Annotated in this window: 16 protein-coding genes, 1 tRNA gene and 1 pseudogene; 7 read left to right on the top strand and 11 right to left on the bottom strand. The window is 58.5% G+C overall.

Annotation, left to right across the window (positions count from 1 at the left end):
- Entirely contained in the window at positions 1 to 1,113 is a 1,113-nt protein-coding gene (locus ACPPVP_RS10495) for a molybdopterin-binding protein (RefSeq protein WP_426533816.1), read from the bottom strand.
- A gap of 178 nt (positions 1,114 to 1,291) precedes the next feature.
- Here ACPPVP_RS10495 and ACPPVP_RS10490 point away from each other — a divergent pair, with 178 nt between their 5' ends.
- A complete protein-coding gene (locus tag ACPPVP_RS10490) occupies positions 1,292 to 2,503 on the top strand; it encodes an ABC transporter substrate-binding protein (RefSeq protein ID WP_426533814.1) in 1,212 nt (403 codons plus the stop codon).
- A 155-nt stretch (positions 2,504 to 2,658) separates the two neighbouring features.
- Here the strand turns inward: ACPPVP_RS10490 and ACPPVP_RS10485 are convergent, their stop codons facing one another.
- Positions 2,659 to 3,621, bottom strand: coding sequence for a TAXI family TRAP transporter solute-binding subunit (locus ACPPVP_RS10485; protein ID WP_426533812.1), 963 nt, complete (start codon positions 3,619 to 3,621; stop codon positions 2,659 to 2,661).
- Between the two features lie 137 nt (positions 3,622 to 3,758).
- On the opposite strand from ACPPVP_RS10485, the gene ACPPVP_RS10480 reads away from it, so the two are divergent.
- Positions 3,759 to 4,736, top strand: coding sequence for a Bug family tripartite tricarboxylate transporter substrate binding protein (locus ACPPVP_RS10480; protein ID WP_426533810.1), 978 nt, complete (start codon positions 3,759 to 3,761; stop codon positions 4,734 to 4,736).
- An 81-nt stretch (positions 4,737 to 4,817) separates the two neighbouring features.
- Positions 4,818 to 4,893, top strand: a tRNA-Ile gene (locus ACPPVP_RS10475).
- Positions 4,894 to 5,253: 360 nt separating this feature from the next.
- Here the strand turns inward: ACPPVP_RS10475 and ACPPVP_RS10470 are convergent.
- Positions 5,254 to 6,087: a class I SAM-dependent methyltransferase gene (locus ACPPVP_RS10470; protein WP_426533808.1), complete on the bottom strand. Its 834-nt coding sequence runs from the start codon at positions 6,085 to 6,087 to the stop codon at positions 5,254 to 5,256.
- Between the two features lie 484 nt (positions 6,088 to 6,571).
- Between ACPPVP_RS10470 and ACPPVP_RS10465 the strand changes: the two genes are divergently transcribed.
- The gene (locus ACPPVP_RS10465) at positions 6,572 to 8,422 is read left to right on the top strand and encodes a T6SS phospholipase effector Tle1-like catalytic domain-containing protein (RefSeq protein WP_426533806.1); all 1,851 of its coding nucleotides are present in this window, start codon (positions 6,572 to 6,574) and stop codon (positions 8,420 to 8,422) included.
- A 243-nt stretch (positions 8,423 to 8,665) separates the two neighbouring features.
- On the opposite strand, the gene ACPPVP_RS10460 is transcribed toward ACPPVP_RS10465, so the two are convergent.
- Complete coding sequence (locus ACPPVP_RS10460) at positions 8,666 to 8,845, bottom strand: hypothetical protein (RefSeq protein WP_426533804.1); 180 nt, start codon at positions 8,843 to 8,845, stop codon at positions 8,666 to 8,668.
- 16 nt (positions 8,846 to 8,861) lie between these two features.
- Positions 8,862 to 9,086 carry a hypothetical protein gene (locus ACPPVP_RS10455; RefSeq protein ID WP_426533802.1) on the bottom strand — a complete coding sequence of 75 codons (225 nt, stop codon included), beginning with the start codon at positions 9,084 to 9,086 and terminating at the stop codon, positions 8,862 to 8,864.
- Positions 9,087 to 9,588: 502 nt separating this feature from the next.
- On the opposite strand from ACPPVP_RS10455, the gene ACPPVP_RS10450 reads away from it, so the two are divergent.
- Complete coding sequence (locus ACPPVP_RS10450) at positions 9,589 to 10,188, top strand: CarD family transcriptional regulator (RefSeq protein ID WP_426533800.1); 600 nt, start codon at positions 9,589 to 9,591, stop codon at positions 10,186 to 10,188.
- 331 nt (positions 10,189 to 10,519) lie between these two features.
- On the opposite strand, the gene ACPPVP_RS10445 is transcribed toward ACPPVP_RS10450, so the two are convergent.
- The 3 genes from ACPPVP_RS10445 to ACPPVP_RS10435 form a co-directional block, all read right to left on the bottom strand.
- Complete coding sequence (locus ACPPVP_RS10445) at positions 10,520 to 10,939, bottom strand: ester cyclase (RefSeq protein ID WP_426533798.1); 420 nt, start codon at positions 10,937 to 10,939, stop codon at positions 10,520 to 10,522.
- A 357-nt stretch (positions 10,940 to 11,296) separates the two neighbouring features.
- The gene (locus ACPPVP_RS10440; protein ID WP_426533796.1) at positions 11,297 to 11,518 is read right to left on the bottom strand and encodes a DUF3622 domain-containing protein; all 222 of its coding nucleotides are present in this window, start codon (positions 11,516 to 11,518) and stop codon (positions 11,297 to 11,299) included.
- A 416-nt stretch (positions 11,519 to 11,934) separates the two neighbouring features.
- Entirely contained in the window at positions 11,935 to 12,618 is a 684-nt protein-coding gene (locus tag ACPPVP_RS10435; protein ID WP_426533794.1) for a hypothetical protein, read from the bottom strand.
- Positions 12,619 to 12,772: 154 nt separating this feature from the next.
- On the opposite strand from ACPPVP_RS10435, the gene ACPPVP_RS10430 reads away from it, so the two are divergent.
- A complete protein-coding gene (locus ACPPVP_RS10430; protein WP_426533792.1) occupies positions 12,773 to 13,171 on the top strand; it encodes a hypothetical protein in 399 nt (132 codons plus the stop codon).
- Between the two features lie 128 nt (positions 13,172 to 13,299).
- Here ACPPVP_RS10430 and ACPPVP_RS10425 read toward each other — a convergent pair whose 3' ends face one another.
- From ACPPVP_RS10425 to ACPPVP_RS10415, 3 genes and pseudogenes are all read right to left on the bottom strand, one after another.
- A complete protein-coding gene (locus ACPPVP_RS10425) occupies positions 13,300 to 13,914 on the bottom strand; it encodes a hypothetical protein (RefSeq protein WP_426533790.1) in 615 nt (204 codons plus the stop codon).
- 495 nt (positions 13,915 to 14,409) lie between these two features.
- Positions 14,410 to 15,954 (bottom strand): winged helix-turn-helix domain-containing tetratricopeptide repeat protein, encoded by a 1,545-nt coding sequence (locus tag ACPPVP_RS10420; RefSeq protein WP_426533788.1) that lies wholly within the window; start codon positions 15,952 to 15,954, stop codon positions 14,410 to 14,412.
- Between the two features lie 1,278 nt (positions 15,955 to 17,232).
- Positions 17,233 to 17,457 (bottom strand): annotated as a pseudogene (locus ACPPVP_RS10415) (IS110 family transposase); the annotation flags it as partial.
- A gap of 1,310 nt (positions 17,458 to 18,767) precedes the next feature.
- Here ACPPVP_RS10415 and ACPPVP_RS10410 point away from each other — a divergent pair.
- Positions 18,768 to 20,159: an aminotransferase class I/II-fold pyridoxal phosphate-dependent enzyme gene (locus tag ACPPVP_RS10410; RefSeq protein WP_426533786.1), complete on the top strand. Its 1,392-nt coding sequence runs from the start codon at positions 18,768 to 18,770 to the stop codon at positions 20,157 to 20,159.
- Positions 20,160 to 20,485: the final 326 nt, after the last annotated feature.

Here is a 20,485-nt window from a genome sequence, read left to right as displayed (position 1 = left end):
TCAGCCCCGCAACATATAGGCATCGACCGGGCTGCCTGCCGCAAAGCCTTCCGAGCCGCCCGATACCACGAGCCAGGCTTCGGCGCGGGCGATCGCATCAAGCGACAGTTCGCCCACCGCCAGCGTGGCCCATAGATCTTGCTTCCGCTCCAGCAACACGATCTCGGCGATGCCGACGCCGGATGCAATCTTGCGCGCCAGCGGCAAATTGACCGTCTTGCGCGGGCGGCGGCCCGAGAGGCGATCGAGCACGGGAAGCGCCAGCGTCCACCATGCTGCAAAAGCCTGATCCGGCGCGCCCGGCAACACTACAACGGGCGTCTTGCCGAGGCGCCCGGCGGCCGAGGTGCGGCCGGGCTGCAGAGCGATGCCGTGGCTAAGAATTGTGCCACGCGCAGCCAATGCGGCTACCGCAGCGTCGGTGCGGCCGACGCCGGAGCCGCCGACGATCAGGAGCAGATCGCACGCGCCGTCATCGAGTGCTGCCGCAACCGACGCGGCATCGCGGCCCGCGGCAGTGAAGTAGACCGCTTCGGTACCGGCGGCTTGTGCGCTCTCCGCGATCAAATCCGCCGTCACGTTGCCGCCGGGGACATTGACGATACGCAGCCGCGGACGGCGGACGTTCAATCGATCCAGTCCGGCCGCACGCGCCAGCAGGAGATCGCGTGGCCGCACGCGCCGCCCGGCTTCCACGACAAGACTTCCCGCGGCGATATCGCCACCGGCCCGGCGCACGCCCTGCCCCGGGATCGCCTCCACCAGCACCTGCGGCAGCGGGCCCGACACATCGACGGAATCGGAATCGAGCACGCAATCGCAAGCCTCCGGCATCGCATCGCCGGCCTCGACCCAGACCGGCGGCGTCGTCAACGGCAGCGGCGAGTAGGAGGATGCACCGACGAGATCGCGCGCACCGAACGCAAAACCGTCCACGGCGGCGACGTCGCGCGGCGGATGAGCCTTGAGCGGCGGCATCTCGGCGGCAATGCACCGTAGCGCCTCGACAAGCGGCAGCTCTACCGGCGCGACCGGTTCCACGCCCTGCAGCAGGGCATCGAGCGCCTTATCAAGTGGCGTGAGCGAGGTCGGCAGGCGCTGCGGCGAGGTCATGGTCCGGCTATGCCCTGAATCGGGCCGGAAATAAACAGAACCGGGTACCGCTCGCAGACACTCCCTCCATTCGGCCACGTTGACGCCGGGACAAAATAGTTGCAAATGAGACCAATTGGCGGGGCAACCGCCTGACGACCCGCGGCCAACGCGCCGATTCCAGGGAGGAGAAGACAGGATGTTCGCCAGGAACCTTTCCAGGCTGGGAATTCTCGCGGCCGCGATGCTGGCGTCGACCGCCGTATCAGCGCAAGTGTCCGACGATGTGGTCAAGATCGGTGTGCTCACCGACATGAACGGTCCGGCATCGACGCCGACCGGCCAGGGCTCGGTCACCGCCGCGCAGATGGCGATCGACGATTTCGGCGGCAAGGTGCTGGGCAAGCCGATCAGCATCATCGTCGGCGACCACCAGCTCAAGCCCGACATCGGCGGCGGCATCGCGCGGCGCTGGTACGATGTCGACCAGGTCGATCTGGTCGTCGACGTCCCGGTGTCGGCGGTTGGCCTTGCGGTCCAGAACATCGCCAACGAGAAGAAGAAGCTGTTCATCACGCATTCGACGCTCGCCGCCGATTTCCACGGCAAATTCTGCTCGCCCTACGCGATGCAGTGGGTGATCGACACCCGTTCGCTCGCGGTCGGCACCGCGCAGGCCGTGGTCAAGCGCGGCGGCGACAGCTGGTTCTTCATCACAGACGACTATGCGTTCGGCCACTCGCTGGAACGCGACGCTTCCTCCGTCGTCACCGCCAATGGCGGCAAGGTGCTGGGTTCGGTGCGGCCGCCGCTTGCAACTCCCGATCTGTCATCCTTCGTGCTGCAGGCGCAGGCTTCAAAGGCCAAGATCATCGGCATCGCGGCGGGTCCGCCGAACAACATGAACGAGATCAAGACCGCCGCCGAGTTCGGCGTGCTCAAGGGCGGCCAGCAGATGGCCGCATTGCTGGCGCTGATCACCGACATCCATTCGCTGGGACTGCCGGCCGCGCAAGGCCTGCTGCTGACGACCTCGTTCTACTGGGACATGGACGACAAGACCCGCGAATGGTCAAAGCGCTATTTCGCCAAGATGAACCGGATGCCGACGATGTGGCAGGCCGGCGTCTACTCCTCGGTCATCCACTATCTCGAAGCCATCAAGGAGACCGGCACCGACGAGCCGCTGAAGGTGGCGGCCAAGATGCGCGAAAAGCCGGTCGAGGATTTCTTCTCCCGCAACGGTAAACTGCGCGAGGATAATCTGATGGTGCATGACCTGTGGCTGGTGCAGGTCAAGAAGCCGGAGGAATCGAAATATCCGTGGGACTATTATCAGATCCTCGCAAAAATCTCCGGCGATGACGCGTTCGGCCCGATCGATCCGGCATGCGCGATGGCGAAGAAATAATCTAGGGACGAGGGGACGTGTCCCGGACGTGGTGCAGCGCACTTGCGGTGCACCGCTGAGCCGGGACCCACGCCGCCAGTCTGCAGGAAGTTAGGCCCCGGGTCAGCAGCGCACCACTTCGTGCTGCGCTGCGTCCGGGGCACGATCAACAACTCTTATTTCACCACCCCCACCTCGCGGAAATACTTCATCACGCCGGGGTGGATCAGCGCTGCATTCGGCGCAGCCGTGACCGTGTTCGCCGCCGTGGTCTCGCAGGCCTGCGGTAGCTTCTTGCACAGCGCCGCCTCGGCCCCGTGCAGCGTGCGCGCCAGCCGATAGGCAACGTCATCGGGCAGGCTTTCGCGCGCGAGCACAAAACTCCATGAGCCGACGGAATCGATCGCCGCCGTCTGGTTGGGATAGCTGTTAGCGGGGACCGTCAGCGGCTTGAGAAAGGTGTGCTTGGCGCGGATGCGCGCGATCTCGCTGGCGTCGGGCGCGATGAACCGTGCGCCACCGGGGGCTTGCGCCATCGCGGCAAAACCCGGCCAGCCAATGCCCGCGCCCCACAGCGCGGCGGCACGACCGTCCTGCACCATGGTCGGGCCATCGCCGGCGCGATCGAGATAGATCGATTTGAAATCCTCGTCCTGTTTCAGCCCGATGCCGTCGAGCATGTAGCGTGACAGGATCGGCAGGCCGGAGCCCTTGGCGCCGAACGCGACCGGCTGGCCGACCAGATCCTTGATGGTCTTGTAGGGGCTGTCCGCCCGCACCACGAACATGCCGGGACTGGAATACATCGCAGTGAGGATTTTCAGCTTTGTCGGCGCCCGCCCGATGCCCATGAAGGCTTCATAGGACGGCTCGCCGGCCACCAGCGCGATGTCGAGCTGGTCGCTTTCCAGCAGCGGGATGTTTTCGTTGGAGCCCTTGGTGTTGCGCGGCTCAATCGAGAGCGCCGGATCGGCGGCGTTCATGATTTCCGCAAAGGCATTGCCATAGACCGGGAAGCCGCCGCCCGGCGTCGCGGTTCCGAGGCTGATTGTGGTCTTTGTAATGGTCTTTCCTCCATCTTGCGCCGCCGCGGCGCCCGCAAGCAGGAAGACCGCACCGACAATATGAACGAGTTTCATGCTGGGCCTCAAGCGTTCTGCCGCCATGCGCCATCGACAGGGAGATAGGCCCGTCAATGCGCAGCGGAGGTTGTAGGCAATTGCGCGCTTTTATGGAAGCATGCCGGCATCCCAACAAGAAAAAGTCAGAGAGTATTATGATCGGACTTCTGCGAAAGGCATTGCCGGCCCTCGTTTTCATTTTGAGCCTTGCGACCTCCGCCACCCCCTCCCTCGCCGCCGACTATCCCAACCGCCCGGTGAGGTGGCTGATCGGCTTCGCCGCCGGCGGTCCGGTCGATATCGTCGCCCGCATCATGAGCCAGTGGCTGTCGGACCATTTCGGGCAGCAATTCGTGGTGGAGAACCGCACTGGTTCCGGCGGCAACATCGCCGCGGCTGCCGCGATCAGTTCGCCGCCGGACGGCTATACGCTGCTGTTCGTCGCCCCCAACAACGCGATCTCGACCTCGCTCTACAAGAAACTGCCGTATGATTTTTTGCGTGACACCACGCCGGTGGCGAGCATCATGCAGCTCACCAACATGCTGGTGGTGTCTAACGCCATGCCGGTGAAGACGGTGCAGGAGTTCATCGACTACTGCAAGGCGAACCCCGGCAAGATTTCCTACGCCTCCTCCGGCAACGGCACCTCGGTGCACATGTCCGCCGAGTTGTTCAAGGCGATGACGAAGTGCGACATGGTCCATGTACCTTATCGCGGCTCGGCGATTGCCTTCCCCGACATCATCTCCGACAAGGTGCAACTGATCTTCGACAACCTCCCCTCCGCGCTCGAGCAGGCCAAGGGCGGCAACGTTCGTGCGCTGGGCGTCACCTCGCCGCAGCGCTGGCCGACCGTGCCGGACGTGCCCGCGATCGCCGAAACCGTGCCAGGATTCGAATCGGTCGGCTTCTACGGCATCTCCGCTCCGAAGGGCACGCCGCCCGAAATCGTCGCGAGCCTCAACAAGGCCATCGGCGAAGCGCTGAAAGATCCCAAGCTGGTGGCACGGCTCGCCGAGGTAGGCGGCCTTCCAAAGCCGATGACACCGGCCGAATTCGGCAAACTGGTCGCGGACGAGACCGAGAAGTGGCGCAAGGTAGTGGAATTCGCCGGCGTCTCGGTTGATTGAGCCCGGGATTGCCGGATCGCCATCTCCCCTGTAAACGATGCCAGCACCGTTGCCGGCCGCCCTTTTCGGCCGCTCGCGGCGGGGCCTGTAGCTCAATGGTTAGAGCCGGCCGCTCATAACGGTCTGGTTGCAGGTTCGAGTCCTGCCGGGCCCACCAATGAGATCAACGGCTTACAACCAGCGTCACACGGGCCAAAAAGGCGCCGCCACATTTACCGCCACAGATACGTGCCGTGTCTGTTCCGGCACCATGCCTAGCTGAACCCAGCTGGACGATACTTGCTCTTCTATCTTGCGAACTCTTACGACATCCAACGGCCTGTCCATTTGTCGGGAACAGACGCCGCATCGATGTTTTCGGGACCCCGATTGGACCATTTAAGCGTTGCGTTAGATCAATTTGAATTTTGCGACGAGCTTCCGCTTCGGGTTAAAGCGGTCCTCCGCGGCAGTCGGCCTGATCGTCTACGAAGGGCGATGAGGCGACCTTGACCGGCGACATACGAAGGATTGCCGCCTACTTGCTCGCTACAATCCGGACGCCACCGAGCTTACGCTGTTGGACGAGGTCGACAAATCGGATGTAGGACTCATGAAATGCATCGTGTCCCACCGGCGTTCCCGACTGCCTCGCTTCTTCGCGCAACCGTTGGTACATGGTGAGCCGTTCGTTGAGTATCGGCCTCCATTCCTCGGTCAGGTCAGCGACGGAAAGCACCTTCAGGCCAGTTCCCTCGACCAAGTGTCGGTAATCCGGAATCGAACGGAGCGGTTGAATTGCCATCCCGTCCCACATCAGTTGCACGTCCGCAGCTTCCAGCGGTTGATTGGCGACCCAATCCGTAAAGGCCAAGCGGCCCCCGGTCTTCAGAATGCGTTTTGCTTCTGCAACTGCCTTTTTAACATCGGGGACGTGACAGAATGCCTCCTGGCTGACGACCGCATCGACGCTCGCGTCGGCCAGAGGAGCGTCCATCACGTTGCCCTCTACGATCCGCGCGATTCCCTGCAGGCCGACCAGCCTCGTCAGTTCTTGCGCGCCTGCAGCGCGCACGGGGGTCAATTCGACACCGGTAACGTCGGCTCCGTATTTGTGAGCGAGATAGCGTACGGTTCCGCCAAGACCGGCGCAAAAGTCGGCGACAGGCGTCCCGGGACCAATCTGCGCCTGTCGCGCGAGTTCGTCCGTGGCGTTGATACCGCCATAATGGTCCTGGTCGTGCGCATACAGATCTTCCGGGTGAAGGTTGTCGAGATGACCGCGGCTTGCCCGCAATTTGGCAAGGATGATGTCGCGCGAGATGGGATGACGATTGTAGAAATAGAATAATTGCGCGGAGGTATCAGTCATGAAGCACGGCTCCTAACTCAGATAACGGCACGATCAGCAAATAAACTCCCGTGATCTTACTCGCCAAGGACACGTTCCGCAGATCATTATCAAGTTAATTGAGGACGATACTGCGCCGGTAGTTCGTAAACTCTTCGCCTTCAGGGCGAGATCGAGATAGAATGCTTCACCTCGTGCAACAAAAGAATGTGGCAGAGAGGGGTACGCGATGGTCTGCAGGATCATCGACGAACTATCAATGCGCTACAACGCTGCCGGTTGAAGGCACTTTGATCACGCCAGATATTATCGAGGCCATTCTCTGCGGAAGCTAACCCAGCGCTCTACAGCTTGAAGACCTCCTCAAACCGCTGCCGGCCTCATCGTCAGCACAACATTCCGCACTATGTAGGCCCTAGTTGGTTCCACTTCCCCTGTGGAAAATAGAACAACGCCCCTGCGTTCTATCTGCGGTTGCGCTAAGCTAGTTTGAGGGGGAGCGGCCATGACAGGGACTCCAACGTCGCCGATCGGGCGCAACATTATCATCTTCTCGGATGGCACTGGGCAGCGCGGTGGCGTGTACTTCGATGAAGCGCGGACAAACATCTATAAGCTCTACCGCGCGGCGCGCTCCGGACCTGACTCGAACGTGCCTCCGGAGCGTCAGCTTGCCTATTATGATCCCGGTCTCGGCACGCAGCCGGAGAGCGGCGGCAGCCTGCTGCGAGCATGGCGCGCCTTCTATAATTTGGTGAGCCAGGCGACGGGCCTCGGGATCACACACAACATCATCGACTGCTACACAGCGATTATTCAACTCTGGCGCCCTGGAGACAGGATTTTTCTCTTCGGATTCAGCCGTGGAGCATACACGGTCCGCTGCCTTGCCACCGCGCTATGCTATTCCGGCATTCCGACGCAAACGGCACCAGGCGTACCGCTGAAGCGGAACGAGGCCTCGGCACGCAAGCTGGCAACAACTGCGGTGAAGAGTGTCTATCAACATGTCAGCTCGCCCCGCGATGCGCAATTCTTTGAGCAGCGTCGCGCGCTAGCTCAACAATATCGAACAAGGCACGCCTGTACGGATACGTCAGACACCTTTCCGTTTTTCATCGGCGTGTTTGATACCGTAGCGGCCCTGTCGAACTACGGCTCATTGGCAATCTTGGCCGCGCTCTATGGGGTCGTCCTGTTAGCAGCCTCACTTACGCTTGGGTATTTCTCGGCAGAAAATACCATCTATTGGGCGGCTTGGCTCGTTTTCGATACAGTCTGCCTTGCGGGCGCGGCCTACGTTTTCACGCATCTTAAATTCTCGTTTTCGTTGCCCGGATTCCATTGGTGGGAGACTATCCATCTCACCACCTTCCGGCAGAAATTCTACGATCAGGCCTTGGACCCACGCGTTGGCTATGCGCGGCACGCCATTTCGATCGATGAGCGCCGGGCAGATTTCAAGCGCGTGAAATGGGGCGAGGGAAGACGCATCGAACGCCCGGCAATGGAACGGCTTGAGCAGTTCTGGTTTGCGGGTAACCACGCCGATATCGGCGGTGGTTACTTGGAAAATGAATCGCGACTATCTGACATCGCACTTGGTTGGATGGTCGCCGCGGCGTCTGACTCGTTGGGCGAAAGGGGCCTCATCCTAGATCGTGCGGTGTTAACGATGCATCCTGCTGCGGACGGGATACAACACGACGAAACCCGTAGCCTCGCCTTCCGCCTTGCAGGCAAATCCGATCGCGCCCCGGTTCCAGAAGCCACGTTGCATCCAACTGTGGTGGAACGCTTCGGGATGCCTGGCGTGTTGCAGTATGATGTTATGTCACTGTACCGGCCGGAAGCATTGCGCGGTCATACCAATTTACCTGGCGCGTACGACAATATACCCATGCCCCGCCAAACCTGCCTTCAGCTAATGAAGGCATCATACAAGGCCTGGCGTCGCGCGCACCGCAAGGAGCATCCCTGGCGCGATCGCTTCTTCCTTTTTTTGAAAGGCATCCACATGGACCGTGTCGTCTCTTGTCTTGCACTACTGTTTCTCGTCGTGGCCGCTGCCACCGGAATCCTCATCTTCGGCTATCAACTAGTTGAGTGGCTGCGAACCGACATTTGGCATCCACTTCCCCTCGAAGTAGCGATAGGGGGTATTCGCAATTTTGGCTCTGGCTGGCTTGGCCTTCAGCGCGTTTATGACTGGATACTGGCGCTGCCACTCTCGATTCTGTTCATCGTGATCGGTTTCCTGACGTTCTGGGCAGGCGGCTTGCTTTCGGCATACCTCTACAAACGCGCGGCACGTGTGGAAGCCAAGCCCATTACGCCCTCACAGAGTCATGCCTGAGAGCACCCGTCTTGGGCTGCAGCTCTGCTGCAGGAAGTTCGCTTATCCATTGCTATGGAACGCTGACTTCCGCTTCTCGCTGGAATCAGACAATTGTGGAATGTAGGCTTTTGACCCACAACGGACTCTGGCCACCTGCGCGAGCAACTACGCAGGTATGGGCGCTCTGCGGTCACGAGCAGTCTAGGGCGCATCAATATAGAGTGCCGTCCAGCGCTTTCATGTAACCCAGGAACAACGGTGCTATTTCTCTCTGGGCTTCGCGGCTTCCCTAGCTAATCGCTCCGCCCGCAATCGTTCGTAGTTCTTTTGGAAGGCTTCCTGCGCTTTTTCGTATTCAGTTACCGCCCTTCGCTTATGTGCTTGCAGAAAAGCTTTTTCCGCCGGTCGTTGCGCGGGGTCTTTCGTCATTTTATCGATCATGAAGTCCTCGGCTGCATTATCGACGCCGCCGCCCGCGGCTAGCAGATGCCCGAACGTCTTTGATTTTGGCCGTGCGCTGCGACGCTGGCCGCGTTTTGCGGGATTGCGTTTTACGTTTCCGCTCGGGTTGTGGGTCGTGGACAGACTCGGGTTGGGTGTTGCCGACCGGCTGGGGTTGCGTATTGCGGACCGCCTCGGCCAGCATCTCGAGCAGCTCGGCCTTCGTCTTCTTATCGCTCATAGATCACCTCCGTGACCGATAAGATGACGGTAGCGCGGCTACAGTGCCCCGCAAGAAAAACCGCTGATTAAGATTGCTGGTTAAGTTTAATGACGGTGCATTCACAGGGAAGAGCACACGTCGAACAGTCGCTGCTTGAGGTGTGCTTTTGACGCGGTTCGGACATTCGGGAAGAAGTCAGAAAGTTCAGCCGCAACTGGAATCGCGCCGCGGAGAATCCCGTAATTCTCCGTGCTGGTCGTGATCTCGAAGAACTTCCACGGCGCACCCGAGAGCCCGCCGAATTCTCTTCCCCATACGGAACAAGTTGCCGAGAAGCCACACGACTCGATGGGAATCCGATGCGTGCGATCATTATGTGGCGATGCTGGCTTCTCGCGCTTAATGATGTTGTAAGCAGCGAAGACGGCGCCAAGCGCGCCGCAGGGACTAGAACGCTCAAGTAATTTGCCGCGTGATTGGCGATCAGTCGGTACAACACCCGAAGGAGTCGAACCGCGACATGAGCTTGGACGACCAGAAAGCGAAATCCGGTCGCTACTTGGAGGCGCCGGACGCCGCCTCGGCGCCTCCCGGTGCGCGCGAAAACGGGAAGATTCGCTTTGAATTCATGGCGACGGACTTCGTCGTCTATCCTGCGCACGGCGTTGGACAGATTCTGTCGATTGAAGAGCAGACCGTTGCAGGAGCGAGCCTGGAGTTCTTCGTCATCTTTTTCACAAAAAGCAAAATGACCGTCCGCGTTCCCGTCCGGAAAGCCGCGAACGTCGGAATGCGCAAGCCATCAGATCTTTCCTCGGTCCAAGGAGTGAAACAGATTCTGAACGAAACTCCCCGGAAAGGCCGCGGCAACTGGTCCCGGCTTGCTCAGGAATACGAAGGCAAAATCAAATCCGGAGATATCGTCGCGATCGCGGAGGTCGCTCGCGATCTTTTCCGACCGGGCGACTCCGGCCAGAGTTTCAGCGAACGGCAGTTGTACGTGTCGGCGCTCGATCGCCTCTGCGGAGAGATCGCGCTGGTAGACGGAATCTCCGAGGAACAGGCCCTCAAGGAACTCGAGGGCCTGTTGAAGACCGGCAAGCTAAAGCGTAGCGCCTGACTGCCTAGGTTCAGGCGACGAAGCGGACACCAATGATCCGGCGAATGTCCGCCTCCCTTCAACAGCAGACATTCGCAAATCGAATGTTATGGAATGCGAAACGTCAGCGATGGTGCGCGAGATGATGCGTCGTTCGTTATCGCGTTATGCCCAAATTGTCATCGACGGCTCCACGCTGACGAGGATGGCGAAATTTACAATTCAGAACTATTAATATTGATTGGGAACAATAGAGTCAGAGTGACAGCCTGCTACTGTATCAGTTTTGGGCTGATGAGCCCGCCGGTTCACGCCGGCGGGCTTTTTCAATTTGATGGTGCGGCTTTCCCTTTTACGCAGCAGTCTTTACTGCGCCAGTGGCACCAATCTGTGTGAGCATCGTCAGCATGTCGAAGTAGTGCGAGGCGCTCTTGACCTTATCACCCTCGACCCGGACGACCTGGCAGGCCGGCATCTCGATCGGCTTGTTCGAGGCCGGAATGGTACCTGTTGGTGTCTGTAGTGGGCCCGTGTGAACGCCTTTCCACAACAGCTCGAGGACCGCGGCAGGAACAACAAATATTGCCCAACCCGTTGCGGACAACAGTCTTATGGGTCGTGTCAGGTTCTGCCTTGCATGGCTCAGATCAAGCTGCGCAAACGCATTGACAAGGAATACTGCTATCATCAACGGGAGGCTTGGCCTGAGAGCCATGCCCAATCCCGGCCAAATCACGGGAACGAACGCGCCGACGCACAGCGCGATGGTCATTCCCCTTGCGCCCTGCGTACCCAAAATCGATAGCAAGGTTCGCAGCCTGACCATCCAACATTCCCCCTAAGGACCGCATGACATTGATGCGATCCGTAACCTCTAGGCTTGTTACCATATCGAGAGGTTTGCTTCGATGACTCCCGAAGCTGAAGATCGTTATTGCACGTGGCCCCTACGATGTCCGTTCCGAGTCTTGGTCACACAGCCAGGGTCATTTTCGGAAGTCGACGCCCGCATCGGCGAGGTCTGCTTTGCTCCCATAAACGGACTTCCACAGCCCAGCCTGTCAGGTCCGAAAAGTGCCGGAAGGCGAAATGCGAGCTCGGTTCTATAAGACCGCCAACTAAGGCGGCCTTACTTGCTCGGGCGGTTCTCTTCTTTCAATAGGTCGGCCAGAAATTCCGCCAGCGCTTGTTTCCCTGCAAATTGCGCGGCTGCGTCGGATTGGTATCCGTCTCCGGTCATCTTGATGCCCAATGGAGTGCTCTTGCGGAGTATCTCCCAGCTCCAGCGTTCAGGTTGCTGGCCGCGTCGAGAAGTAACGACATAATAATCGTTGATGGGATTGTTGGCCATCGCGCACACTAGACCAGGTACGCGCTCCGCCACCGACTGTAGTTTAAGCAAACTAGGCAACTGCCAAAATCAAATTAGGCCACGAGGGGTTAGAACAGGCCAGTACCCACCGAGGCTAAAGGAACAAATCAAAAACGTGGGACATTTCCCGAACACACAGGGGGCGGCAACCACTGGGGCGTGATGTCCGCTGCGGGTCAAACGCGTCGTTTTGCCCCTCTGCCAACCACTTCCGGTTTACCCCAATCAACGGACATCGCCAGACCGGCCCGGTTGGTCCGTTTCGTGCCACGACCGGACTCGAGTGCCCGCCAGGTTCGGACGTTCCGTGACCTGTTTCTGATCACCGAGCTTTTAGATTCCAAGGCCGAGAGCGACGATGTCGGTTTTGAAGCGGAGTTGGCTCGGATATCCTGTCAGATCGAGCGGGCTTTGCGGTTTGTTGAAGTCCTCAAAAAAGCTGCCGCTGATCCATCAAACCGAAGCTCGATTGATCCGCCGCTATTCCGGCTATCTAGGTCGGGGTCGAACTCATGCTGCCAAAGCTCATTGAGCATCGTTTCATGAATCGTATTTTTTACACGCTGAGCTTCTTCTGCATTTCCTGATGCCGTGAAGTTACCGATAGCAGAAATGAACCTGTTGATTTCGCCAAACGGCAGCAATCGAGCGTACTGCAACTCGATTTCGGTTCCGACCTGTGGATCAGCAGGGCCGTAGTGGTGGCTCGCAAAAATCTGCAGGTTTCCAACGCTATATTCGTTATAGAAAATCTCGTAGCGACGACCGTACTCTGGTTCCTCGCGGCCTGTGAGTTCAGCGTCAGGTCGTTCTTGCAACCGCCATGGCTCGTCTGGCTCGAACCTGTGGTTTAGAGCGTCGGCAAACATCTCGAAATCGGAGAAGAACCGTCGATCCTCGTCGGTGATTCCTAGCTCCATGCCGTTTCGTAACGAGGACGGTGTATGATTGGGCGTGATGGGCTTGCCATTTAGCAGCTTACCTAGAAATTTCCGCTTAGGGCCGCGCCTGACCGTTCGCCAGATGTAGCTGGTGAAGCCTAAATTTACCAGAACCAGCAATATCAGAACTTCGTACATGGTCGCCCCCTAGTCGCTGTTGACGGCGCTTGAGCGATAGCTGACCCGAGGAAAAAACCGCAATCCCAACCCGGTTAGCACTTTTGTGGTCGTTCACGTGGTACAATTTTTCAATGCGAAGGGAGAGTAACAAGCCAGCTGGAAAGTGATTTGATTGAAACTCAACACCACATTTGCAGCCATTATGGCGGCCCTTGCTGTGTGCCTGACCGGAGCCGTGGCCGAGGTCTATTCGTGTGAAATTAGGGAATGGGTGCGGGTAAATGACGAGGGACTTGTTCGGCCCGCGCCAAGTGCACCTTTTAAACGCCACGTATCGATCGACAAGGAAGCCGACAATGCTGTCGGCGATGCGTTGTCGGTTGCAAATCGTTGGGAAGTTGCTCAAAAGGGTTCGCAAGAAAACGCGTTCGTGACCCTTGGCTACGTTGGGTCGCGGCTCCTTTATGAAATTGCAGTCTACGAATTCAAAATAGGACGCGAGAAACCCCTGATCATTGCCGTTCGGTCGCATCGCGGGCTTTTTTCAGCCCTCAGTGGAATCTGTCAATGATGTTTCGCATGTCGCAGGATGTGTAGGTGCCGCTTGTATTGCCTAAGATAGGTGCCCCCGCGCGCAGCCGCAGGCGAGAGGCCCTATCTCGGCGTCGGGTTGGTTCTAAACTTGAAGGGTCGCGAAGCTTAGAATGCTGGGCCCTCGCCATTTCTGCCGTAGGTGATGCGCGGCGTTTGCAGCGTGCCATCTGCCTGCTGCTTGGCGGCGCTTACGAATATCTTAGTACCCGGTTGAATCTCCTCCCGCTTGCCGATTTCGTAGGTCACCACGACGGTTTGCGGTGTCACGCCCAGCTTCTTCTCCCCGTCCTTGTATTTGACCGACAGCACCGGTCCATCCACGCCTGTGACCGCGTGTTCCACATTACCGTTCGTCATCTTGCTCTTGGGTAAAAGGTCCCAATCGTAGTGGCCCTCGCCGGTGCCGCGCATCGACTCCGGGAAGATGTGGACCTCGATCGCTTTTTGGGTGCCGTCCTCCTGCATCATTCCAGCCGAGCCCACGAACATCCCCGGTTTGATGTCGCTCATCCTAGCCGGGACAATCGCGACAAACAGTGGGTTGTCGGTCACGGTTAGTTTGACTTCCGATCCTTCCCGCTTCTTGACCACAAAGACAGGACCTTCAATGCGCTCGACCGTGCCGCGGATGCGCACTGTATCCTGGGCTGATGCCTGAAGCTCAAGGGAAAGCAAGATGATGCCTGGAACGACGAATAGGCGGTGGAATTGTCCGACCATGACAGCCTCCCTGATTTTTTGCGGGATTGTCTTTGCAACCCCAGTGGCAGACTCTTATTCCGGGAGTGGGGATGACGGAAAAAGAGCGTTGGCCAAATCGAAATCAATCGCGCGTGCTCGTCAAGAGGGTGCCGAGGCTAATACGCCGTGCTACGCGCTAGCGCCTCGCCAAATAGTATACACATATTGTTTGGCGACGCCTGAGCGAAAATGCTCCAAGCGGACGCCATCGTGGACCACATACCGCTTTGGCATCGCGTGGCCTCTGGGCCGCCACTTCCCAATCACCATCTGATGATCCAATGAACCACCCTAATGTTAAGCTCCTCATCTCATGTCTCTTATGGGTCAAACGCGTCATTTCGACCGTGCGCCGACCACTTCCGATCTACCCCGATAAGCAGACATTTTCAGTGTCCGTCGGCATGTCTCAAAGGTGCCAATATGCGACATTCAAGGTCGACCGCGAATGGCGGCGAGCCGGGCGCGCTTATCTCAATCGGGCACGCCAACGATACGACAGGCTTCGATATAGAGTTCAACATCCTCTTGCCGATGATTTGCGATCAGTTTCCTAATTTGAGAAATCGTCGTCATAGGAGCGCCAACTTCACGCCGACGGGCCACCATCATCTGCGCATCGGCAATACGGCCGAGCATGGCGTAACTCGCCCTAGCAATCCCTATGGCCGCGCTGTAGTTTTTTTGACGGGCCAGCGATTTGGTAGCCCACGATAGGGCAACCTCGAAACGACGAAGATAGAAATTGGCCCACGCCAGTCCGGCCTCGACAAGATAGATTTCGGGATCGAGAGGATTGAGCCGCATGGCGTAGTGGAATTGCTCGAGGGCAGGCTCGTGTCGACCGAGGTAAATGCTAACCCAGCCGCGCATTCGCCAAGCTACAGACAAGTTGGGGTTTACGGCAATTGCCTGATCCGCGATCACATCGGCAGTTCCGGTGTCCTTTAATACGTTGCCGAAAAAATTTGCTGCCCGCGCAAGCGCAAACGCGTCATCCGCTCCCACTTCGACTGCACGCAAAGCATATTGCTTGCCTTCGGCGGCAGCATCATCGGTTGTGATCCAACCCTGGTCTTTCTGGTCAATATAGCAGTCCAAGATCAGGCCATACGCGGCTGCAAAATTGGGATCGAGCGAAATCGCTTGCCGGGCAAGCCGCACAGCATCTTCATGTCCTTGGCGGGTAAGACGCCTTTGAGAGTGGATAGCGCGGTAGTACAAGTCAACGGCGTCGAGGCTTTCGGTTGGTTTGCGCTCCGACCGATCGATTTCCGCCAGTTCCAAGCGCGGCGCGATTGCGCCGACTACGCTGGAGGTGACCTTATCCTGCAGCGCAAAGATGTCATCCAGCGATCCGTCAAACCGATCAGCCCATAGATGCGCTCCGGTAGCGGCCTCGATGAGCTGGCCGCTGATACGGACCTTGCCGCCAGCCTTTCTGATACTGCCTTCGAGCACGTAACGCACACCTAGTTCACGGCCGACCTGCTTGATATCGACAGCCTTGCCCTTGTAGGTGAAGCTCGAATTGCGGGCGATAACGAACAGCGATTTGAACCGCGAGAGCGCGGTGATGATGTCCTCCACCATGCCATCGGTGAAGTATTCCTGCTCGGGGTCGCCGGACAAATTCTGGAACGGCACGACGGCGATGGACGGCTTGTCGGGGAGCGCGAGGGTTGGCTTCAGCGCGGTTGCCGGCGCGCGCTCTTCCCGGACCGCACCGACGAATCGGAAGCCTTTACGTGGCAGTGTCTTGATGAGGCGCTGCTGCTCGCCGGAATCGCCAAGGGCAGCCCGGGCGCAATTCAGGCGCGTTGTAAGTGCAGCATCGGAAACGATGCGGCCGTTCCAAATGGCGTTGACAAGATCGTCCTTGCTGACGACGCGCTCCCTGTTGACGATCAGGTATTCGAGCAAATCGAACACCTGCGGCGCAATGGAAATGACATCTGGCCCGCGATGCAGTTCGCGCCGGCCGGTGTCGAATGCAAACTCCTCGAAGTGATAGCGCAAGTTGCCAACCCCTCACAATGGCCTCCCTTCGGAGGAAGACATCTTCGCACACCCAAAGAATAAGCTGCTGGTATGAAAAATGTAAGCCGATGGTTGAGGGGGTTTTGAGCCGTGGCATCTCATCTGATGCAGCGGAGCCCGACTTCCGGTCTGGGTCAAAAGGCGATCTTCGGGCGCGGGTGATTTGCTTCTGTTCGACCCCCAAGAGCGGACATCGGAAGACTGCCGTAGCACGTCAGCTAAGTGCCATGAACGGACTTGCCCGCGGGCGCATTCGGGCGCAGGCGGTTAAGCGAACAGGGCCGAAGAGCAGCTATTTGGGGGGCGGTGCATCCGCCGAGATTATTCCTCCCCAATAGTGACATTTTTGTCCTTTTGTTCCCTTGGCGAGATGCTAGCCTTGCGCTGGTGCGTCAATGCACTCCACACGTCATCGCCTCTATGTCGAGCGAAGTGAACGTGGGCAAATTTGCGAGACGACAGCAGTGGGGTTTGCCATCCAGACGGGTTTTTGTCTGGATGGTGGCCTATGCTTTGGCGTTGCAAACGGTTCTCGCACCGCTGCTGGCAGCTCCCATACAAGCGCGCGGTGTCGACGGGGCACCGCTTTTTGCCCTCTGCCTTGCCGGCCACGCCGCCGCTTATCCGGAGCTGTGATCAAGACAATAGGCGACGCCGTTATGGCCGCGTTTGAGAAGCCATTGCTTGGAGCCGCATGGTCCTCGCAACACCCGCCGTGATATCGAGCTGCCTTCAACATGCCAAGATACAGACGCAGCTATTCAGTTGCACCATGGCATTGGAAGAGGCGTAGCGACACCGCGCATATCGCTAGCGATAAATCTTGGATGTGCAGACAATGACTTAGCCGCACTCAGGCGCCATTGCTTTTATCTTGCATTACTAATCGGGCACTCACTGTCAATGCTCATCTACCTTTTTGTTTGATCACATTGCTCACGATGTTTCTCCTTTCTCCCTGCGCAGCGGGCAGAGTCCGCCGTTCATCCGTCACGCGCATTGCATCATCCAGGCGGGGTCCATGCGTTACTTCGCGTTCGGCATATAGCCGTCGCATGCTCCAGTCAGATTTAAAACAGGGCGGTCCAAGCACTCACAGCGCTCTCATTCCCGAAGGACGGTAGCAGGCAAGATAGCGGACATTCCCCGTTTCGCGGCCCCGCCAGGGGACGCTCACCGCGCGCGCGGATCTCGATGTTTGTCTCCTCGTCAGCTCAACTTTTTACACAAAAACAATCGTTTCCCATTCGTATTTGCTCACCGCGCGAGCTTCAATCGCATCGCCGGCGTGATCCTCGCACCCGCCGTCCACTGGAAGTCCGTGCCGTCGATCCACATCCGATGCAAGATCGCGGCGAGCTTGCGCGCGACCGCCACGATGGCGCACATCATGCTCGATCGCTTGACGATCTTCATGCCCCACGCTTTCAGCGCGGACCACTTTTTGACCCGCAGCAGCAGGCTGGCGGCCGCCTCGCACAGTGCCCCGGTGTAACCACATCCCGATCGACGATGCCTCGATTCCGATCCGTCCGAGGCGATCCGCGTAGCCCTCGAGCGCGGAGCGGATCGCCGCCGGCTCGGTATCTACCTTGGTTTCACGAACCATCTTGCCGTCTTTATCGATGATGCAGAGGCTCGTTTCTTCCAGCGCAACATCCAGTCCAACAAACAGATCCATCTGTTGTCTCCTTCGGTGTGAACGGCGCTTTCACCGTTGCACCTGGCTCTCGATTCCCTCCACTGGGCGTTTCTTTAAACCGGTGGATGACTGGTGCCTGATTTCCGGAGCCCTACACCCCCTACCCCGCTCCGTCTCCATATGTTGTTGGCTTGGACTTACTCAGATTGACAACGCGATAGGCCGCTGCCTTTGTGGCAGGAGCGATCACGTCATCGTGGCGCATCGTCTATCGAAATGGTACCCGGAGAACGCATAGCGACCCGAAGGGGCACGCGGGTCCGAGTGCAGTGACGAGACCGTCCCCCGGCGATTACTTCCGCTCAGCTATGTGGGCCAGCTGTTAGCTCCATTGGCGCTGCTGGGTCATTGGTCCCGCATGCATCACTTGCTGGGGCTGCCTCTTCTGCGCTCGCCATGAATTCTCGGCACGTGCTAACTCGTCCCACCGTTCAGCTTCCGCGGTCCATTTGTCTTTGTTCTTGATGTCAATTTTAGCGCGTTCCAAACAGGCCAACGCCATCGCGCTGCAGCCAGCATAATCCATGGGAACCCTCACAAGACCGTAAGGTCCTTGTTATATCGCGCTAGATAAAGGGGGAAAAAGACAAGCCTGCTGACCTTGTGGATAGTGAGCAAGTCGACTTGACAATTCTGCAGAACGATTTCCGCGCGCCTTGTCGAGGTGAACTGTAATGCGTTCGCGAATGTATAATGTTTGGCGCTCACTCCTTCTTGCCGTCCTTATCTTTGTCAGTGCCCTTTGCAGCCTTGGTCGCTGCATCGCGTAAGACTTCCAGATACGAAACTTGTTCGCACCCTGCTGGAACTTCATGTACCTGCCGCCTGAACTCTGAAACCTTGTATCCCTCTGGCAGCAATGGTTGCGTCATAAATTGTGTTGTTAGTTTTTAGTAAGCTTCGAATAGCCGACATGCCGACGTCGACCCGCTATGCCGCGGACGATCGAGACCCGTTCGCGACTGCGCCGAGGCGCTGTTGTGCAGCAAGGTGCTTTTAAACCCGGTTTTGAAGGCAGTCGCGTTTACGAGGCCGGCTGGACCATGTAATCCAGAAAACCTCATCGCGGTGCGACATCGAACGCGACGAATTGGACGCATTTCTGGAGATTTCGATCATGTATCAGCCGATAGGTAAGTGGATCTCGCTCGACCGGGACACCAGTCCGACCACGGCTTCGACCAATCTCTACAACGCGCTGGTCGCTGCTGGCGCTAGGCCGGTCAACCTTGGCCAGGGCCGCGAGATCGTCGAGCTACCATTGTTGCAGAAGCTGACGATCGAGGCGTTCGAGCAGGCGATCAAGGAAGGCAAGCTGCTAAATTCTAAATATGGGACGCCGTCCTCCGAATTGAATGCCGCCAGCGCCGCTTGGCTAAAGCGCATCATGAATGTCGATGCCACCAAGGAAGCGACGTTTACGCTAGAGAACCAGGGTCGCGGTGGACTTTATGCGGCATTTCACCTGCTGGCGAGCCTTGCAGGCTTCCGTAAAGACGGAAGCTTTGTCGTGCCCGACACGTCTTGGCCAATGGTCTCTGACCAGCTGAATGACTTCCAGCTCAAGCCAGTGCTCTACACCATGGCGCGCGGGCGCTACGCGGATCATATCGGTGCGCAGCTTGAGGCGCACGGGAACGCGATCGTAGGTGTTTATATCAACTCGCCGCACAATCCAACTGGCTCGCTGCTGACCAAGCCGGATTTCGAGCAGATCTTTGCCATGCTGAACGCGGTCAATTCGGGCGCGGCGCTGGAGCGTCGTGGCGGTCGCAAGATCGGCCTCGTTATGGACAATCCCTATCCCCACGCGGCGCCAGAAATCACGCGCGGTGGGCAGCGCGGTCTCGATACCGGGCTAGACTGCTTCCGCCAAGATCAGCCGACGCCTTGGATCATGCCTGTCAGCGCCTCGAAGTTCTTCGGAACTGCCGAGCCTGGCTTCACGATGCTCGCGACACACGCGGACTATGCCAAGCCGTTGGCCGCGCGCTTGATGCGTTCGGTCGGCATCGGCTTCTTCTCACCGTATTTTCACGCCCTGACGGCGACTTTGCAGGCGACGAACGACACAGTCGTCCTCGATCACTTTGCGATGTTACGTGCAAAGTATACTTCCAACCGCGCGGCGCTTGAAGACGCGCTCGGTGCGGCGGTCGTCGATGGCGATCCCGGCATGACGGCCCTCGTCACCATCGACCCCGGAGACTTCGAGCGAAGAATGCTGCCGGGTCGTGACGGGCGCCATTTTCCGATCGACGATCTAAACGATGCGATCGAATTTCTGGCCAACCGCCACGGCGTTATCACGGTCAACAACGGCATGAGTTCCGACGGCCGTGCGCTGCTGCGTCTCGCCGCTGCGGAAGAGCCCGTCAATTACCGGAAAGGTATTCAGAGCCTCGCAGCGGGCTTTGAAGAGATACGGGGGGCACCTCGCAGGAACGAGCCGATCAATGCAAGCGCTACCGCCGCGCGTTGATCAAGACGCGCGTTGCTCACAAGGCGCGCGCTAAACCGAACATCGGATCGATAGCGCGGTCGGCTTTAGGTCAAGAGACCCGAGCCCACCGGCGTGGCATGTCCCGTTCTGCCGCCGCGAGCGGACATGTCCATGACCGGCCGCTTTGCGCCAAAAGCTGCCCTTGGCAGACTCGAAATCCAACTTCCGCTTTGCCTCCGAAAGCAGACTCGAATCGGCAATCGCTGCATGTCTGAAAAGTGCCAATAGGCGACATGGCGTTCTAGAAGCCGAATGACAAATAGAGGAGGCCGCCAACTCAGGCGGCCTCCTGACGTGCGGTTCGA

Origin of the sequence: Bradyrhizobium sp. McL0615, assembly GCF_049993905.1 — a bacterium.
Taxonomy (GTDB): Bacteria; Pseudomonadota; Alphaproteobacteria; order Rhizobiales; family Xanthobacteraceae; genus Bradyrhizobium.
The sequence above is the reverse complement of the archived record's forward strand: the minus strand, read 5'-3'. Positions and strand labels throughout refer to the sequence as shown.

Bases quoted from the DNA above. Each gene is read 5' to 3' on its own strand.
- ACPPVP_RS10445 (WP_426533798.1), bottom strand. From the start codon at position 10,939: ATGACCATCGCGCTGTGCGTCGGCGCGTTCGTTCCCGTGATTTGGCCG.
- ACPPVP_RS10460 (WP_426533804.1), bottom strand. From the start codon at position 8,845: ATGATCGATAAAATGACGAAAGACCCCGCGCAACGACCGGCGGAAAAA.
- ACPPVP_RS10470 (WP_426533808.1), bottom strand. From the start codon at position 6,087: ATGACTGATACCTCCGCGCAATTATTCTATTTCTACAATCGTCATCCC.
- ACPPVP_RS10425 (WP_426533790.1), bottom strand. From the start codon at position 13,914: ATGGTCGGACAATTCCACCGCCTATTCGTCGTTCCAGGCATCATCTTG.
- ACPPVP_RS10440 (WP_426533796.1), bottom strand. From the start codon at position 11,518: ATGGCCAACAATCCCATCAACGATTATTATGTCGTTACTTCTCGACGC.
- ACPPVP_RS10485 (WP_426533812.1), bottom strand. From the start codon at position 3,621: ATGAAACTCGTTCATATTGTCGGTGCGGTCTTCCTGCTTGCGGGCGCC.
- ACPPVP_RS10480 (WP_426533810.1), top strand. From the start codon at position 3,759: ATGATCGGACTTCTGCGAAAGGCATTGCCGGCCCTCGTTTTCATTTTG.
- ACPPVP_RS10465 (WP_426533806.1), top strand. From the start codon at position 6,572: ATGACAGGGACTCCAACGTCGCCGATCGGGCGCAACATTATCATCTTC.
- ACPPVP_RS10490 (WP_426533814.1), top strand. From the start codon at position 1,292: ATGTTCGCCAGGAACCTTTCCAGGCTGGGAATTCTCGCGGCCGCGATG.
- ACPPVP_RS10450 (WP_426533800.1), top strand. From the start codon at position 9,589: ATGAGCTTGGACGACCAGAAAGCGAAATCCGGTCGCTACTTGGAGGCG.
- ACPPVP_RS10455 (WP_426533802.1), bottom strand. From the start codon at position 9,086: ATGAGCGATAAGAAGACGAAGGCCGAGCTGCTCGAGATGCTGGCCGAG.
- ACPPVP_RS10495 (WP_426533816.1), bottom strand. From the start codon at position 1,113: ATGACCTCGCCGCAGCGCCTGCCGACCTCGCTCACGCCACTTGATAAG.
- ACPPVP_RS10435 (WP_426533794.1), bottom strand. From the start codon at position 12,618: ATGTACGAAGTTCTGATATTGCTGGTTCTGGTAAATTTAGGCTTCACC.